Origin of the sequence: Rhodomicrobium sp. R_RK_3 (assembly GCF_002198715.1) — a bacterium.
Lineage (GTDB): Bacteria > Pseudomonadota > Alphaproteobacteria > Rhizobiales > Rhodomicrobiaceae > R-RK-3.
Map to the genome: position 1 here is coordinate 22,272 of NZ_MWLK01000008.1, position 16,544 is coordinate 38,815.

Annotated in this window: 15 protein-coding genes; 4 read left to right on the forward strand and 11 right to left on the reverse strand. The window is 64.5% G+C overall.

Features of this window, described 5'->3' with window-relative positions; genetic code table 11:
• Positions 1 to 44: 44 nt before the first annotated feature.
• Positions 45 to 1,031 (forward strand): polysaccharide deacetylase family protein, encoded by a 987-nt coding sequence (locus BLEFHOIH_RS03870; protein ID WP_170936985.1) that lies wholly within the window; start codon positions 45 to 47, stop codon positions 1,029 to 1,031.
• 516 nt (positions 1,032 to 1,547) lie between these two features.
• Here the strand turns inward: BLEFHOIH_RS03870 and BLEFHOIH_RS03875 are convergent.
• Both BLEFHOIH_RS03875 and BLEFHOIH_RS03880 read right to left on the reverse strand, forming a co-directional pair.
• Entirely contained in the window at positions 1,548 to 2,309 is a 762-nt protein-coding gene (locus tag BLEFHOIH_RS03875) for an ABC transporter permease (protein WP_088343202.1), read from the reverse strand.
• Positions 2,306 to 3,232 carry an ABC transporter ATP-binding protein gene (locus BLEFHOIH_RS03880; protein ID WP_088343203.1) on the reverse strand — a complete coding sequence of 309 codons (927 nt, stop codon included), beginning with the start codon at positions 3,230 to 3,232 and terminating at the stop codon, positions 2,306 to 2,308. The genes BLEFHOIH_RS03875 and BLEFHOIH_RS03880 overlap by 4 nt, the downstream gene beginning before the upstream one ends.
• A gap of 185 nt (positions 3,233 to 3,417) precedes the next feature.
• Between BLEFHOIH_RS03880 and BLEFHOIH_RS03885 the strand changes: the two genes are divergently transcribed.
• The 3 genes from BLEFHOIH_RS03885 (at position 3,418) to tolA (ending at position 6,955) form a co-directional block, all read left to right on the forward strand.
• The gene (locus BLEFHOIH_RS03885; protein WP_088343204.1) at positions 3,418 to 4,683 is read left to right on the forward strand and encodes a PQQ-dependent sugar dehydrogenase; all 1,266 of its coding nucleotides are present in this window, start codon (positions 3,418 to 3,420) and stop codon (positions 4,681 to 4,683) included.
• A gap of 578 nt (positions 4,684 to 5,261) precedes the next feature.
• Positions 5,262 to 5,606 carry a hypothetical protein gene (locus BLEFHOIH_RS03890; RefSeq protein WP_088343205.1) on the forward strand — a complete coding sequence of 115 codons (345 nt, stop codon included), beginning with the start codon at positions 5,262 to 5,264 and terminating at the stop codon, positions 5,604 to 5,606.
• A gap of 269 nt (positions 5,607 to 5,875) precedes the next feature.
• A complete protein-coding gene (tolA, locus tag BLEFHOIH_RS03895; RefSeq protein ID WP_088343206.1) occupies positions 5,876 to 6,955 on the forward strand; it encodes a cell envelope integrity protein TolA in 1,080 nt (359 codons plus the stop codon).
• Positions 6,956 to 6,962: 7 nt separating this feature from the next.
• Here tolA and BLEFHOIH_RS03900 read toward each other — a convergent pair whose 3' ends face one another.
• The 9 genes from BLEFHOIH_RS03900 to wecB all read right to left on the reverse strand — a co-directional run bounded on the left by BLEFHOIH_RS03900 (position 6,963) and on the right by wecB (position 16,530).
• Complete coding sequence (locus BLEFHOIH_RS03900) at positions 6,963 to 7,328, reverse strand: hypothetical protein (protein WP_088343207.1); 366 nt, start codon at positions 7,326 to 7,328, stop codon at positions 6,963 to 6,965.
• 99 nt (positions 7,329 to 7,427) lie between these two features.
• The gene (locus BLEFHOIH_RS03905) at positions 7,428 to 7,787 is read right to left on the reverse strand and encodes a hypothetical protein (protein ID WP_088343208.1); all 360 of its coding nucleotides are present in this window, start codon (positions 7,785 to 7,787) and stop codon (positions 7,428 to 7,430) included.
• Positions 7,788 to 7,789: 2 nt separating this feature from the next.
• Positions 7,790 to 8,080 (reverse strand): YggT family protein, encoded by a 291-nt coding sequence (locus BLEFHOIH_RS03910; RefSeq protein ID WP_088343209.1) that lies wholly within the window; start codon positions 8,078 to 8,080, stop codon positions 7,790 to 7,792.
• A 270-nt stretch (positions 8,081 to 8,350) separates the two neighbouring features.
• Positions 8,351 to 8,602: a glycosyl hydrolase family 5 gene (locus tag BLEFHOIH_RS03915; protein ID WP_088343210.1), complete on the reverse strand. Its 252-nt coding sequence runs from the start codon at positions 8,600 to 8,602 to the stop codon at positions 8,351 to 8,353.
• A gap of 282 nt (positions 8,603 to 8,884) precedes the next feature.
• The gene (gene paoC / locus BLEFHOIH_RS03920) at positions 8,885 to 11,098 is read right to left on the reverse strand and encodes an aldehyde oxidoreductase molybdenum-binding subunit PaoC (protein WP_088343211.1); all 2,214 of its coding nucleotides are present in this window, start codon (positions 11,096 to 11,098) and stop codon (positions 8,885 to 8,887) included.
• A 4-nt stretch (positions 11,099 to 11,102) separates the two neighbouring features.
• The gene (locus BLEFHOIH_RS03925) at positions 11,103 to 12,053 is read right to left on the reverse strand and encodes a xanthine dehydrogenase family protein subunit M (RefSeq protein ID WP_088343212.1); all 951 of its coding nucleotides are present in this window, start codon (positions 12,051 to 12,053) and stop codon (positions 11,103 to 11,105) included.
• A complete protein-coding gene (gene paoA / locus BLEFHOIH_RS03930) occupies positions 12,050 to 12,667 on the reverse strand; it encodes an aldehyde dehydrogenase iron-sulfur subunit PaoA (RefSeq protein WP_088343213.1) in 618 nt (205 codons plus the stop codon). Before paoA ends, BLEFHOIH_RS03925 begins: the two co-directional genes overlap by 4 nt.
• A gap of 188 nt (positions 12,668 to 12,855) precedes the next feature.
• Entirely contained in the window at positions 12,856 to 15,324 is a 2,469-nt protein-coding gene (locus BLEFHOIH_RS03935) for a hypothetical protein (protein WP_170936986.1), read from the reverse strand.
• 78 nt (positions 15,325 to 15,402) lie between these two features.
• A complete protein-coding gene (gene wecB / locus BLEFHOIH_RS03940) occupies positions 15,403 to 16,530 on the reverse strand; it encodes a UDP-N-acetylglucosamine 2-epimerase (non-hydrolyzing) (RefSeq protein WP_088343215.1) in 1,128 nt (375 codons plus the stop codon).
• Positions 16,531 to 16,544 lie beyond the last annotated feature (14 nt).

Here is a 16,544-nt window from a genome sequence, read left to right on the forward strand (position 1 = left end):
TGGATCAGCGTAAGCATGTGGAAGGGTGTCGGATGGATCGGTTAATGAAGGTGGTCGCGGCCGCAACCCTTCTTGCTGCCGCGTCTTCCCATGCGCGTGCCGCGGATTGCGCCGACGATCCCAAGACCACCGGCCTTTCCCGCACCGTCGCCGTCGATTCCACCGGAGGCAAAACCTTCGGGCGGCTGCAATATAAGAATTCGGCGCCGGTCCGGAAGATGGAGGTCATCCTGACCTTCGACGACGGTCCGCATTCCCATTACACCAAGACCATCCTCGACACGCTCGACCGGCATTGCGTGAAGGCGACGTTCTTCACCGTCGGGCGGATGGCCTTGTTCATGTCGGCGGCGCTGAAGGATGCGGCCAAGCGCGGCCACACCATCGCGACCCACACCTGGTCGCATCCCCGCGATCTGAGCAAGCTGCCGATCGAGGAAGCCAAGATCGAGATCGAGAAAGGCTTCGTCGCCACCTCTTACGCGCTCGGCGAGCCGATCGCGCCGTTCTTCCGCTATCCGGGCCTCAACGATTCGCCCGAGCTGAACGCCTATCTCGCCAGCCGCGACATCAGCGTCTGGTCGGTCGACGTGGTCTCCGACGACACCATGGCGGGCCTCACGCCGGAGCAGCTCATCAATCAGGCGATGGAGCGGGTCCGGCAGATGAAGGGCGGCGTGGTGCTGTTCCACGATCTGAAGGCGGTGACGGCGGCGGGGTTGGACGGCTTCCTGACCCAGCTCAAGCTGGAGGGCTACAAGGTCGTGCATGTGGTGTCGAACGCGTCCTACCAGCCCAATCCGGAGATGGTCGCGCGGCTCGATTTCTCGAAGCAGTCGCTGCAGACGGTCGCCTTCACGGGCGTCGCGCCGGCCGGCAAGAACGGCGCGATGGCGCCCAACAATGTGCTGACCAGCGGCCAGGTCGACATCATGAAGACCGAGTTCTTGAACATCGAATCCTCCGCGATCTCGAAGAAGCGCGAGATCGCCGCCTCCAAGACCCCGAAAGACGCGGCGCCGGCGCGCTAGGGCGGGATCATTTTAGAGAAAACGTCAGGCGCGCGCGACGCCACCTTTTTGTCATTCCCGCGAAGGCGGGAATCCAGCCACGCCTCACGGCGGGCTCCTCAAGGATGCTGGATTCCCGCCTTCGCGGGAATGACAGCACCCAGACGGTGTCGGCTGACTCCATCGGAACCGATCCGCTCTAGTGCAGTTGGGCAGAGTGGAATGCAACCCGGCCTTTTTTGTTGGTTGCCGAGCCAAGTTGCTCGACCTTTCGCCGCCGCCCCGCAATTGTCATCCCCGCGAAAGCGGGGATCCAGTAAAGGGCGACACTTGCCGGTACGCGCCGCGCAATCACGACCGCTGTGGCGTACTGGATTCCCGCTTTCGAGGGAATGCCAAAGAGGTGCGTACCGCCGGTGGGACCGCTGATGGTCGCGGTGGAAAAGCAGAGCGGCGACGGGAGCTCCAACCGCGCTGCGTCACCACGTCTTTACAGGTCGCCAATCGTGTCTTTACGCCGAAGGCATCCCCGGCGCCCTACGTCTTCAACCGGTAGCCCGTCTTGAAAATCCACCAGATCGTGGCGATGCACAGCACCAGGAACACGGCGATCATGGCGAGGCTGGTTCCGAGGCTGACATCGGCGATCTCGTAAAAGCTCCAGCGGAAGCCGCTGATCAGATACACCACCGGATTGAACAGGGTCACCGTCTGCCAGAAGGGCGGCAGCATGTGGATCGAATAGAAGCTGCCGCCGAGAAACACCAGCGGCGACACCACCAGCAGCGGCACGAATTGCAGCTTCTCAAAATTATCCGCCCAGATGCCGATGATCAGGCCGAACAGGCTGAAGGTGATCGCGGTGAGGACGAGGAACAGCGCCATCCAGAACGGATGCGCGATATGCAGCGGCACGAACAGCGCCGCCGTCGCCAGGATGATCAGGCCAAGAATGATCGCCTTGGTCGCCGCCGCCCCGGCATAGCCGAGCACGATCTCGAAGAATGAAACGGGCGCCGACATCACCTCGTAGATGGTGCCGGTGAATTTGGGAAAATAAATGCCGAACGAGGCATTGGAAATGCTCTGCATCAGCAGGTTGAGCATGATCAGCCCCGGCACGATGAAGGCGCCGTAGCTGATGCCGTCGATCTCGGCGATGCGCGAGCCGATGGCGCTGCCGAACACGACGAAATAGAGCGCGGTGGAGACCACCGGCGCCACGATGCTTTGCCACAAAGTCCGCCCGAACCGGGACATCTCGAACCGGTAGATCGACTTGACCGCTTGAAAATTCATGCCGTTTTCTTCACCAGATTGACGAAGATCTCTTCCAGCGAGCTCTGCGTCGTATTGAGGTCCTTCACCCGCACGCCGGTCTCGTTCAGCACCTTCAGCAAGGTGGTGATGCCGGTGCGCTCGGCCTGGCTGTCATAGGTGTAAATGAGCTGGCGCCCTTCGTCGGCGATTTCGAGGCCGTAGCCGTTGAGCTCATCGGGCACGCCGTCGAGTTCCTTTTGCAAGTCCAGGATCAGCCGCTTGCGGCCGAGCTTGCGCATCAGCTCGGCCTTGTTCTCGACCAGAATGATTTCGCCGCGATTGATGACGCCGACGCGGTCGGCCATCTCCTGCGCTTCCTGGATGTAATGCGTGGTCAGGATGATGGTGACGCCGGTCGCGCGCAACTGGCGCACCAGCTCCCACATGTCGCGGCGCAGCTCGACATCGACACCGGCGGTCGGCTCGTCCAGGAACAGGATTTGCGGCTCGTGCGACAGCGCCTTGGCGATCATCACCCGGCGCTTCATGCCGCCGGACAGCGTTATGATGCGGCTGTCCTTCTTGTCCCACAGCGACAATTGCCTCAGCACGGTCTCGATATGGGCGGGCGCCGGCTTCTGGCCGAACAACCCGCGGCTGAAGCTGACGGTCGCCCAGACGGTCTCGAAGGCGTCGGTGGTCAATTCCTGCGGCACGAGGCCAATCAGGCTGCGCGCGGCGCGGTAATCTGCGATGATGTCATGTCCGTCCACGCTGACCGATCCGCTCGTCGGGTTGACGAGTCCGCAGATCGTCGAGATCAGCGTCGTTTTGCCCGCCCCATTCGGGCCGAGCAGCGCGAAGATCTCGCCTTTCCTGATCTCGAGGTTGATGTCCTTGAGCGCGTGAAAGCCGCCGCGATAGGTCTTTTCCAGATGGGAAACGGTAATGATCGGATGCATGGGCGATTGAGGCTTCGGTGAGAGCTTGGGACTGGCCAAGAATTGGGGTCGTTGGAGGATCGCTGCAATGAGGGCCGGACTTTGCCCCCTCGAGGGCGCGCGGGCAACTGATTTCCACCGCCGGTGTCCGGCGGCCTCAGTTTCAACGCGTTCAGGTGGTGATTTTCCGAAAGAGTTCGCGCGGCATGGCTGGTCGTCCTGCCGTTCACCCCGCATTTCCAGAAGAGACCCGCCATATCATGACCTCGATCGCCGAACACCGCCTGTCCTGCCTTGCCCTCGCCGTCGCCGTCCCGCTGACTTTGGCGCTGTCCCTGGCGGCGCCCGCCCTCGCGGAGACGACGACCCAGATTCTGGAAGATAGCTCGGAGCCGGAATTCACCGTCACGCGCATTGCCGGCCCGCTCGATCATCCCTGGTCGATGGCCTTTCTGCCGGACGGCCGTCTGCTGGTCACCGAGCGCTGGGGCGAATTGCAGGTGGTGACGCCGGGCGCGTTCGAGCTGGAAACCATCACCGGCCTGCCGCCGCGCCCGACCGAGGACCATGCGGGGCTGATGGACGTGATCCTGGACCCGGACTATGTCAATAACCGGACCATCTATCTGTCCTATGTGCACGGCACACGCGAGGCCTCGACGGTCCGGGTGATGAAGGCGCGGCTCAATCTGGACAAGCAGGTGCTGGAGGATCGCGTCATCCTGTTCGACAGCGCCCCGGCGACCTTCGGGCTGGAGGAATTCGGCGGCCGTATGGTGATCGACAAGGACGGCTATCTCTTCCTCACCCTCGGCGACCGCTATGACCGCCGCCACGCGCAAAATCTCAGCGAGGATTACGGCCATATTATCCGCATCCGCACCGATGGCAGCATCCCGGAGGACAACCCGTTCGTCGGCAGGCCCGGCGCCCGCCCCGGCATCTGGAGCTACGGCCACCGCAATCCGCAAGGGCTGGCCATCGATCCCGAGACCGGCACGCTATGGGCGCATGAGCATGGGCCGATGGGCGGCGACGAGCTGAACATCATCAAGGCGGGCGCCAATTACGGCTGGCCGGTCATCACCTATGGCCGCGAATATGACGACACGCCGATCAATAACGGCCAGACCGAAGAGGACGGCATGGAGCAGCCGGTGCATTATTGGGTGCCCTCGATCGCGCCCTCCGGCATGACCGTCTACGAAGGCCACGTATCCGAATGGAAGGACACGATCTGGCTCGGCGCGCTGGTCGGGCAGATGCTGGTGAAGCTGAAGATGGACCACGGCAAGGTGGTCGGCGAGGACCATTACCTCAAGGACAAGGTCGGCCGCATCCGCGACGTGCGCACCGGCCCGGACGGCTTCATCTATTTCTGCACCGACAGCGAAGAAGGCGGCATCTACCGCGTCGAGCCGGTGGCAGAGACCGCCTCCTCCACGCGCGCGCCGCATGAGGAAGTGCGCTAGCGCCTGCGCCAGGTTGGGGGAGTTGGCTGCCTCCAACCCAAACCGCGGCCGAGTTCCCTCTCCCATGGGGAGAGGGTTAGGGTGAGGGGGTAATGCCTCTCGGTAGGGCAGGGCGTCGCCGTCGCCACACCGAGAGGCATTACCCCCTCACCCGGCGCGCTTCGCGCGCCACCCTCTCCCCATGGGAGAGGGCTGGGCTGCGGCGCGTTCAAGGGCCGAGTTCACCCCGCCTCGGCGGCGAATTTCTCCCCCGCGCGCAATTATGAATTCGCCCCGTAAGCCTTGACTCAAATTCCCACAATCGGCCTCCCGGCAAGGGAACAGCGGGCCGCGCCGACCATTATTGGAAAGGCGAGCGGTGGACCTGTTTCACGATGGCCCATGCGGGGGCGAAAACCATGCGGAGCTTGCGGCGGGGCGTCTGATTCTCCTTGCCGGGCCGGGCTTCCGTGGCACACTCACGCGTGGTGTCCGGACGATCGCAGTCATCGACGTGTCGTCCAGCGCCGGCCGCAACTCGATCTCAATCGAGATCGCGGCGCCGGGGGTAGGCGAGAGCCTTTTGGGGAGAATGGATCATGCAGTTTCTCGATCAGCTTTTGAATTTTTTAAGGTCCGGTCTTCAGTTCATTTTCCGTTTCGTCGAGTCGATCTGGAGATGGACCATCCAGCAGATTTCGAGCGTGCCGTGGAGTTCTCTGAGCGAGCTGGATTTGTGGAAGCAGCTCCTGCTGGTGATCGTGGCCGGGGCCGTGATCTATCTGCTCTACCGGGCCGCGCGTGAATTGGCCGAAGCCGGCGAGAAGGTGCTGTCCGCCTTCGCCGCGCTGCTCACCGTCTTCGTCAAGACGCTGCCGCCGATCCTGATCGCCGGCCTTGTTGCCGCAGGCGGCGCCTGGGTCGTCAACAACGTCTCGTTCTGATTCCCGCCACGGATGCCATCCGCCCGCCTCCGGACGGATGAATTTCTTCAACTCTCGCTATGCTGTTGGCCTCGCGCGCTCGATTGCTGCGCGAGGCCGCGAGGGCTTGACCATTGCACGCTTGAAGTGCTTTCACGAATATCCCTGAGCGAAACGGTTTTGTCTGCCGCGCCCTTCGCGTTTTAACTGATTGCGCCGGGGCTCGTTTAGCGGCCCCTTTGGCATGGTCACAATTCACGCTCGGCATAACGGAGAGGAAGTCGGCACGCATGGACGGCTCGTCGCTTCCGGCGGACAATTCGGCCCGTGAGATTCAGCCCGAGCAGGCCGTGCCGCGCATTCTCATTCCCGAGGAGCGGCCGTCCTGGATGATGGGCGTCGCGGTGGCGGTGTCGCTGGCGCTGCATGGCGTCGCGCTCTATCAGATCCTGCCGCGCTCGGGCCAGCAGGGCGCGATCGAGCAGGAGACCACCGCGATCAGCGTCAACCTCACCTTCACGCAGACCGTCGATACGCTCGCCCAGCCGGAACAGGCGGAGCAGGCCGGCGGCGGCGCGGCGGCCGGTCAGCCCGACCCGACCGCGCCCGAGCCGGAGCCGGACGCCAAGATCGCCGAGGAGGACACCCGCGTCGAGGCGGAGCGCCAGAAGCTCGAAGCGGACCGCGCCAAGGCGGAAGCGGATGCAAGGGAGAAGGCCGAGACCGAGGCGCGCGAGAGGGTCGAGGCGGAAGCGCGCATCCAGGCGGAGCAGGAAGCCAGACTGAAGGCCGAGGCCCAGGCGCGTCTGGAGGCGGAGGCGCAGGAGCGCCTGCGCACCGAAGCCGAGCTTCGCCAGAAGGAGCAGGAAGAGGCGCAGCGCAAGGCCGAAGCCGATCGGCGCAGCCAGGAGGAGGCCAAGCGCAAGGCCGATGCCGAAGCCGAGGAGCGACGCGAAGCCGAGGAGAGAGCGCGCGAGGCACGCGAGGACGAGCGCCGCAAAGCCGAGCGCGAGGCGCGGCGCAAGGCCGCCGCGAAAGCCCAGGCCCAGGCGCAGGCCAACTCAGCCGGCAAGTCCGCGAGCCGCGTCTCGGCGTCGTCGGGCCAGATCATCTCCTATGCCAGCCGCGTCCGCGCTCATGTCGCCCAGAACCGTCCGCGCGGCAGCGCCGGCAAGGGCACCGTGGTGGCCGTCTTCGGTCTGACCGAATCCGGCGGCTTGCGCTATGTCCGCATCGCCCGCTCGAGCGGCAACGCGGGGCTCGACCAGGCCGTGCTCTCGGCTCTGCGCAGCGCGACGCCCTTTCCGAGCGCTCCAGCGGGCTCATCGCCCGGCCAGCGCGAATTCACCATCCCGGTCTATTTCCGTTAAGCCCACTTCAGCCGAAGAGGCCCAGCACCAGCGACAGCGCGAACAGGCAACTCGCCAGCAGGGCCGAGTGCAGGGCGAAGCCGAGATAGGTGCGCTTCAGCGTTTCGCCGATCACGGTTTGGGCGAGCGCATCGTCGGGGCGGTGCTGCGGCTCCAGCATCAGCCAAAGCTCGGTGCGCTTATAGGGAATTTTCGGCGCCTGCCAGCCGCGAAATTGCAGCACGAGGCTGGTGATCAGCGTGAGGATGCCGCCGGATTTGAAGGCGCTCGCCAGATGCCCCGACATGGCGAACATCAAGGTGACGATGCCGAGAGCGGCAAATCCGCAGCCGCGCGCCACCGAAACCCAGGCGAGATCTTGCAGCTTCTGCATGGTCCGGACGCCCGCTCCGCAGCCTCAACTCGATCAATGATGCACTGCAATATCGGGTTCGGCAAGATGTGGCGTCCCGCACTTGCCCGCCTCGGCGGCTCAATCGAGAACCCCCAATTGCGCCAGCAGCGAAGGCGCCGCGAGCAGGGCCGTCGCCGCCAGCCAGACGCCGAGCGAGGCGGCATCCGTATGGGTGCGCCCGGTCAGGCGCTCGAACAAGGCGGCGGGCACGCCGGCGACGACCAGGGTGGCGGCGGCAAGCAGCAGCGAGGTGAAATATAAGAGGAGCAGCGGTGCGGAGATGAAGAAGCCCGGCGCGAATTGGCGAAGCGTCGCGAAGGCCGGGTCGAAAAGCGGCGAGAGGTAAATGCCGTTCAGCAGCGAGGACGCGGCGATGCCGACCAGCAGCAGATCCCGCTTCAGCAGCGATGAGCGCCGGCTCACATCGTCCTGCGCCATGCTCAGGCTCCCGCGCCCGGCCGGGGCGCCGCCGCCGTGAGCGCCATGAACAGGCCGATCCGCGCCAGCAGCGCCCACAGGATGGCGAACAGCACCACCAGATTGATCGGCACCAGATGCGGAGTGAGAACGCGCACGGCCTTGACGACCGGGTTCGTCGATATCACGAGCACCCGCCAGATGCGCGCTTCGCTTTGCGGCTCGAAAAGCAGCGACATCAGGAAGCGTCCGAGCAGGGCATAGATCAGCGCCGCCAGGAAGAAGTTCGCGATCTGAAATGCCGAAAATTCCATTCCCGTGCTGCCCCCGGTTACGTTCCGACCCGCCCCAGCTTACCCGGTAATTGACTTATGAATGCAGAAAAAAGCAAGCTGATGGCGCGCCGGGCTTGGTATTTCGAAGACTGTTTCCGGCGCTCTGCTGGCGGGCAATCGCCTTTCTATTTGCGCGCGGCGAATGGGCTTGGGTGCGAGGCGCTTAAAAAAAGGGCGGCCCGCATCGCTGCGGACTCGCCCGTTTTATTGCGATCTCAATGCTGGCTGGGCGGCATCCCGCCCTGGCCGTCAGCAGCCGTGGCGGCCCAAGCAGCGGAAGAAGCGGTTCGTGCGCCAGCCCCAGCGGCTTGCGCAAGTATGGCGCCAGTCGCGGCAATAACCGCCGCGCCAGCGCACGTTCTGCACCGCCGGGGTTTCCAGCCCGAACTGCTCGCTGATCGAAGGGCGCAGCGTCTGGGCAGGGGAGGCCTGGACTGCGCCGCCCAACAGGGCAGCAAAGCCAAAGGCGGCCACGCTCAGCGCGATTTTGCTTCGAACCATATCAAGATCTCCTCATTGGATTCCTCGGTAGATCCATTTTCGAGAGATCGGCAGTTTTCAGCAACGCCGAAATTGTATTTTCCTGTAATATGATTATGCATTTGCTTGACAGTGACTAAGAACTGTTAGGAACAAATGTCTAGAAAATTGTCAGATTCAGCGCGTTGCATCAATTTTTACAAATAGGGTTCAGCGCTTCAGCTTGCATTCATATGGACTTCGATCGGCAAGCGGCGGCGCGAGAGAGTTCGGACGCGGCTCGGTCTCGACCGGCTTCCCCGGTCAGGCGCGCTGCGGCGCCTCGGCCAAGTGCTTGTCGACGGTGACCGGGTAGTCGCGGACGCGGATGCCGGTTGCGTTGTAAACCGCATTGGCCACGGCCGCCCCGACGCCGCACAGACCGAGTTCGCCGATGCCTTTTGCCTTCATCGGCGATGATTTGTCGTCCGGATAGTCCAGGAAGATCACCTCCTGATGCGGGATGTCGGCGTGGACGGGCACCTCGTAGCCGCCCAGGTCGTTATTGACGAAATAGCCGAACCGCCTGTCGACGGCGAGCCCCTCCATCAGCGCGGCGCCGACCCCCATGGTCATGCCGCCGATCACCTGACTGCGCGCCGTGATCGGGTTCAGCACGCGGCCCGCATCGCACACTGCCAGCATGCGCCGCACGCGGACCTCGCGGGTGAAGCTGTCGACGCCGACCTCCACGAAATGCGCGGCGAAGGTGCCCTGCGCATATCGCTTGTCGAGATCGCCGTATTCGATGCCGTCCTCGCCTGTCAGTGGGCCATCCTTGGCGGCTTCGGCGAGCGGGACGGAACGGTTGCCGGAGGTGACCATCCCGTCCGCGAACGCGGCGTCCTCGGCGTTGAAGCCGAGCCGCGCGGCCACCGCCTCGCGCAGCTTGACGCACGCGGCATAAAGGCCGGCGGTGGAATTGTTGGCTCCCCATTGGCCGCCGGAGCCGGACGAGGCGGGATATGCGGAATCGCCCAGCGCCAGTTTGACCGATCCGAGCGGGCAGCCCATCATCTCCGCCGCCGTCTGGGCGAGGATCGTATATGAGCCGGTGCCGATATCGGTCATGTCGGTCTCGACCGTAAGCCGGCCATCCCGCTCCAGCCGGATGCGCGCCTTCGACGGCGTCACCAGATTGCCGCGATACGCCGCCGCCATCCCCAGGCCGACGAGCCATTTGCCGTCGCGCACCGCGCCCGGCGACGGGTTGCGTCGCGACCAGCCGAACCGCTCCGCGCCGGTCCTCAGGCATTCGATGAGGTGCCGCTCCGAGAATGGCCGTTCCGGCTTGGCGGGATCCACCTGGGTATCGTTCCGGATGCGGAACTCGACCGGATCGAGGCCAAGCTTCTCGGCCATCTCGTCCATCGCGATCTCCAAGGCCATCAAGCCCGACGCTTCGCCCGGCGCGCGCATGTCGTTGCCTTCCGGGAGGTCCAGGATCGCGAGCTTGAGGGCGAGGTCGCGGTTCGGCGTGCCGTAGAGCAGCCGCGTCGGCGCGACCGCCGCCTCGGCGAAGCCGCCCGGCAGATTGCCGTTCAGGCTGTGATGGCTGATTGCCGTCAGCCGCCCGTCGCGGGTCGCGCCGAGCCGGATCCGCTGCATGGTCCCCGCGCGGCGCGTGCCGTTATTGATGATGAGCGGCCGCTGCAGCGCCACCTTCACCGGCCGGCCCGTGGCCTTCGACCCGAGCGCGGCAAGCAGCGCGTCGACCCGCAGCAGCAGCTTGCTGCCGAATCCGCCGCCGATGAACGGGGACTCGACGCGGATGTCCTCCTTGTCGAGACCGAGCATATGGGCAAGGTCCTCGCGGTGCCAGCCGATCATCTGGGCCGACGTCCACACCGTCAGCGTTCCATCCGCCCAGGCGGCGATGGTCGCATGCGGCTCCATCATGGCATGGCTCTGGTCGGGGGTGGCGTAGCTCTCGTCGAGCGTGACCGGCGCTTCGGCGAATGCGGCATCGAAATCGCCGACGCGGTCGACGATCGGCGAGTCCGGGCTGTCCCGGTCCGCGATGGGCTTGGCGCCCGAGGCCTCCGCCGCGAGATCGAACCGCCCGTGGGCCGTCTCGTACTCGACCGCGATGAGGTGAGCCGCCGCGCGCGCCTGCTCGAAGCTTTCCGCCACCACCAATGCGATCGCCTGATGATAATGCTGTATCTCGGCGCCCCCGAAGAGGTGAACCGTGGCGCGAAATCCTGGCGGCACCGGGTCGCGGTCGAGTGTCGTCAGCACCTTAAGGACGCCCGGTTCGGCCTCCGCCGCCGCGGTGTCGATCTGGATGATGCGGCCCTTGGCGATGGTGGCGCCGAGGATCCAGCCATAGGCCTGGTTCGGCACGACTTCGTGCCGCTCATAGGCATAGCGCGCGTTGCCGGTGACCTTGAGCGGGCCATCGACGCGGGTGACGGGCTTTCCGACCACCTTGAGCTGGTCGATCGGATTGCGGCCGGCGGGCGTGGTGAACTGCATGGCCTCAACCTCTCCCTTCGGCAATCACCAGAGCGAGCGCGCGCTCGGCGAGCGGGATCTTGAACGCATTATCCTGCGTCGGCTTGGCGCCATCGAACGCCGCCGCCACGACGGCCTCCGACCCTTGCGGCAATTCCGCCTCCGCGCGCTCGACGCGCCACGGCCTCGGCGCGACGCCGCCGAACGCGACGCGGCCGGTCCCGTCTTCGTGCAGCACGGCCGCCACCGACACGATGGCGAAGGCGTAGGACGCCCGGTCGCGGACCTTGTGGTAATGATGGGAGCCGCCGATCGGCGGGGGCAGCGTCACGGCGGTGATGAGCTCGCCGGGCCGAAGCGCGAACTCGACCGCCGGCGTGAAGTCCGGCAGGCGGAAGAACTCGGCGATCGGGATGGTGCGGGTTTTGCCGGCGGCATTCATCGCCTCGATGCGCGCATCCAGAACCCGCAGCGCCACCGCCATGTCGCCGGGATTCTGGGCGATGCAGAGCTCGCTGGTGCCGATCACGGCGAGCGAGCGCGAGACGCCGCCGATCGCCGAGCAGCCCGAGCCCGGCTCGCGTTTGTTGCAGGGCACGGCGGTGTTGTAGAAATACGGGCAGCGGTTGCGCTGCAGGAGATTGCCGCCCACCGAAGCCTTGTTGCGCAATTGGCCGGTGGCGCCGGCCACGATGGCCCTGGAGAGCACGCCGTAATCGCGCTTCACGCGCGGGTGCGAGGCAAGGTCGGTATTGGTGACCAGCGCCCCGATCCGGAGCCCGCCCTCCTCGGTGTCCTCGATCGTGGCAAGCGGCAGGCTTCGCACGTCGACGAGATGCGTCGGCGTTTCGATCTCGAATTTCATGAGGTCGAGCAGGTTGGTGCCGCCGGCGATGAATTTGGCGCCGGGCGTCGCGGTGACGGCCGCGATGGCGGCGGCGGGGCTGGCCGCCCGTTCATAGGTGAACGGTCTCATGCGGCGCCTCCAACGATCTCGGCGATGGCCGCCTGGATGTTCGAATAGGCGCCGCAGCGGCAGATGTTGCCGCTCATCCGCTCGCGCAGCTCGCTGTGGCTGGCCTCCATCCGGGCGGTGAGATCGCCGGTTGCGTGGCTCGGGACGCCCCTCTCGATCTCGTCGAGGATGGCGACCGCCGAGCAGATCTGGCCCGGCGTGCAATAGCCGCACTGAAAGGCGTCATGCCGCAGGAAGGCGGCCTGCATCGGGTGCAGATCGTCCGGCGTGCCCAGACCCTCGATGGTCAGGATCTCATCGGCGTCATGCATCGCGGCGAGGCTGAGACAGGCATTGATGCGGGTGCCGTTCACCAGCACCGTGCAGGCGCCGCAATGGCCGTGATCGCAGCCCTTTTTCGTGCCGGTCAGATGCAAGTGCTCGCGCAGCGCGTCGAGCAGGGACGTGCGCGTATCGAGGGTCAGCGCGTATCTGGTGCCGTTCACTCGCAGCGAGACGCTGGAATGCGGGATCGAGCTGCGGGAGGACGGGTGCGGCGATGTTGGCGCTGGCGCTTCGGCGATGGAAGCGGACGCCAGCCCCGATGATGCTGAAAGTTTCGGGCTTTCGCTCATGGTCTGGTCTCCTGGGCCTGAACTGCGGCAAACTCCAAGAAACTAGCAGCGCCGGCCCCCGGACCGGGGTTAAACGAGGTAATAGTTTGTGAGAAGCTGCGGAAAAAGCAGGCGGCGAGGCTGGACGATCAGGTCCGGCGGCGGCGGGAATGAGGTCTCAAAGCGTCGCCGTAGACCGGAGGGACGGCTCAGCCGCCTTGCCATTCCCCGGCCACCCAGCTCGTGGGCGGCAGGCCCGCCTGCTTCCGGCGCCACGCCTGGAGCAGAAAGTGTTGAAACTCGTCGAAGCCCGCCTGGTTCTCGATATAAAGCGAGGCCTTCTCCGTGAGCTCGGCCGATTTGGCACGTCTCCAGTCCTTGTCCGTCGCAAGCTTCACCGCGATGGCGATATAGTCGTCGGCGCCGCCGGCGGTGAGGCCGGTAATGCCCAGATATTGGTAAATCGCCGCCGTCCATCGCCCGAACGGGATGTCGGCGGGCAGCGTCACGATCGGCACGCCGAGCATGATGCCGTCGAAGCTCGACGACATGCCGCAGATCGGAAAGGAATCGATGCAGCAATCCGCCGCGAGCAAGAGCGCGTGCGCATCGTCCTTCTCCAGGCTATTGACGAAAATCACCCTCTCGTAGTGGCGGCCGAGTTTTTCTCTCAGCCTTGCCTTCAGCAACTGCGCCGGCGATTGGTCGCCGCGCAAGAAGACCAGCCTGCCGCCAGGATCCGTTTCGAGAAGTTTCAGCAAGATCTCATCCATCTGCGGATGGATTTTCGGCGTCGTATTGGCGCAGACATAGACGCGCTCATCCGGCGTCAGACCCAGCAGGCGACGCCGAATATCCCGGCCGGCCTCGCCGGCGCTTGCCGAGGGGTCGCGCAAGGGGGTTTTTTCGATCCAATAAGGCGGGCGTTGCAACAGCGAGACCGGCGTCTTGTAGAAATCCCGATAGTTTTCCGGCTCGGCCAATTGCCATGAGATGTAATAATCGCTGTTCTTGATGCCATCCGGCCAGTTCGGCTCCAGCAACACCATATGCAGGTGCGCGAGTCTGGCCATGAGCGGGAAGAAGATCTGCGGCACACAGGGGCCAGAGATCAACATATCCAGTTTCTGCTTGGCGATGGTGGCGATTGCCGCGTAGGCATCGCGGTCGGAATATTCCACCGTCTTGCCCGAGCGCGCAATCCACTCATTTGCGGTCGGCGATTGCCCGCTTGGCCCCGCGCGCAGAAACACCGTCTCGAAGCGGCGCTTGTCCAGGCGGTCCATCAGACCCGACATCATCGGCATCGAGTCCAGAACGGTAAAGCCGACGCGGATCTTGCTTCGCGCGATCCGCCGCAAGCTGATGCGGCGGCGAATATGGGGGGCGGTGTAGTCCAGCCTCGGCCAAAGCTTGAAGGCAAGCTGCTCGAAGGCGGCCATGGTCTGCCCGTGCCGTCTCGGCTGGACGATGAATAAGAGGCTCGTCCAAATCGCCCAATAGGGTCCGAAATCGGCAATGGGTTCGGACATGCTCATCGGCTGCCGGGCGAAGGCTTGCGCATCGTTCGCGAACTGGCTGACCGCGTGGTCAGGATCGAACTCATGGTGCGGCGCCAGCACCAATGTCAGCTTGTAGATCAGCGTCAGTAAGTACTTTGCCGATTGATCCTGCTGGCCCCAATCCAGGGAATAAAGCAGCAGGAACAGCTTTGCGGTGAATTGGGCCTCGAGCCCGAGCAGCCGGCTCAGGAAGATCCAGCGCTTTGCCTGTTCGAGCGACGGGCTGCTGTCGCGCAATGCCGCCAGGAACTCATCCTGCAAGACCGGGAAAGCGGCGCCGCCGCAGTTGATTTCGGCGTCTTTGAATTTGACCATGAAGGCCTCGGGCTTGTTGAGCCTCAAGGCGTTGCGGTAGAAATCGAGGACGAAATCCGGCTTATCCGGCTCGGTTTCGCGCATTATACCCGTCACGCTCAGATAATGATCGAAGGCGAGCTGCGCGTAGCAGCAGTCCTTGAGCACGGATTTGAGGTGTTCCGACTCCGGAAACGCGGCCAGCCCGAGGCTCAGTTTTTTGAAGCCCGATTCGACTTGGCCGAGCCGGATGTCCGACACGCCGCCATACACATAGTCGTCGAGATCGACGGGGGCACGCCTTGAAAGCTGCCGATGGATCTGGCTGGATATATCGACCTTGCCCGCATGTTCCATCAGGTCGGCGAGGCGCCAGAGCTTCACGACATCCCCGGCAAAATTCCTGTCGACCGTTTCCGCCGTCAGCCGGACGGGGGCGTTTTTCAGGTGGCGCTCGTTTCGGTCCGGGGGCGCCGTCAGAATGCGGATCGCGGCCAGCGTCTCGCGAAGTTGCGTCTTCGCGGGGTCGATGAAATCGAGAACACGCGCGAGTTGTTCACGGTCGCAGCAAATGCGCAGATAGTCGGCCAGCAGCCTTTGCGAGTCGGGGTGCTCATCGAGGCCCGCTTCCAGGGTCGACAGGGCCTGCTCGAGCTCATTACAGCGATGATGCGCGAGGGCCAGTTGCGAGATGCGCTCCGCCTGCTTCCATCGCAGCCACTTATTGTATCTCAGGTTCGGCCCGCGCAGGACGCCTTCCAGGGCTTTGCGTTTCCTCTCGGCCCAAAACTGGGATGTGGACTTGAGGAGCGAGGCGGTCATCCGTCGTGCTTTGCGCCGCATGTCGTGTCCTGATCGCCGAATGGCGTGTTGTCGAGCGGAGCGCGGCGGCGCACCGCCTCAATATTTCTTCCAGACGACGCGGTTCACATAATCGGTGTAGCTGTGAATGATCCTGACGATCTTTTCGGAGACGTCGGGCCGGCTGTAATCGTCCGCGAGACGCCCCCCGCCGCGCGGCTGCGCCGCAAGCAGGCTCAGGCCCTGCCGGACCCGCTCGGCGGACAGCCCGACCATCGTCACGGCGGCTTCCTCCATGGCTTCGGGCCGCTCATGCGCCTCCCGCAGATTGAGGGCCGGAAAGCCAAGGATCGACGCTTCTTCGCTGATGGTGCCGCTATCGGACAGCACGGCCTTGGCGGACATTTGCAGCCTGACATAGTCGAGGAAGCCGAGCGGCTTCAGCAGACGGATGTTCGGATGGAATTTCGCGCCCGTCGCGGCGATCCGCTGCTGCGTGCGGGGATGGGTGGAGACGATCACCGGCAGGCCGTGCTCCGCGGCGACCATGTTGATAACCGAGACCAGCCGGGCGAAATTGTCGTCGGCCTCGACATTCTCTTCCCGGTGCGCGCTGACGACGAAATAGCGCCCGGGCTGCAAATCCAGCCGCTGGACGATCTCGGAGGTCTCGATGCGCGGCCTGTAATGCTGCAGGACCTCGAACATCGGGCTGCCGGTCTTGATGATGTGATCGGGCGGCAGCCCTTCGCGCAGCAGGTATTCGCGCGCGATGCCGCTATAGGGCAGATGGATGTCGGCGGTGTGGTCGACGATCCGGCGGTTGGTCTCCTCGGGGACGCGCGGATCGAAACAGCGGTTGCCCGCCTCCATGTGGAAGATCGGCACCTTATGCCGCTTGGCGGCGATCACGGACAGGCAGCTATTGGTGTCACCCAGGACCAGAAACGCCTCCGGCCGAACCGCCGCGAGCAGCCGGTCCACCGCGATGATGATGCTGCCGATCGTATGGGCGGCGCTGCCGCTTCCCGCCGCGCAGTCCAGCACATAATCGGGCTTGCGGATGTCCAGCTCGTCGAAGAACACCTGGTTGAGCTCGTAGTCGAAATTCTGTCCGGTGTGGACCAGGGTGAGGTCGCAGCTCGCGTCGAGCGCCGCCAGCACGCGCGACAGGCGGATGAGCTCGGGCCGGGTGCCAACCACGGACATGACTTTGAGTTTTGTCATCGGTTTTGCCGCCC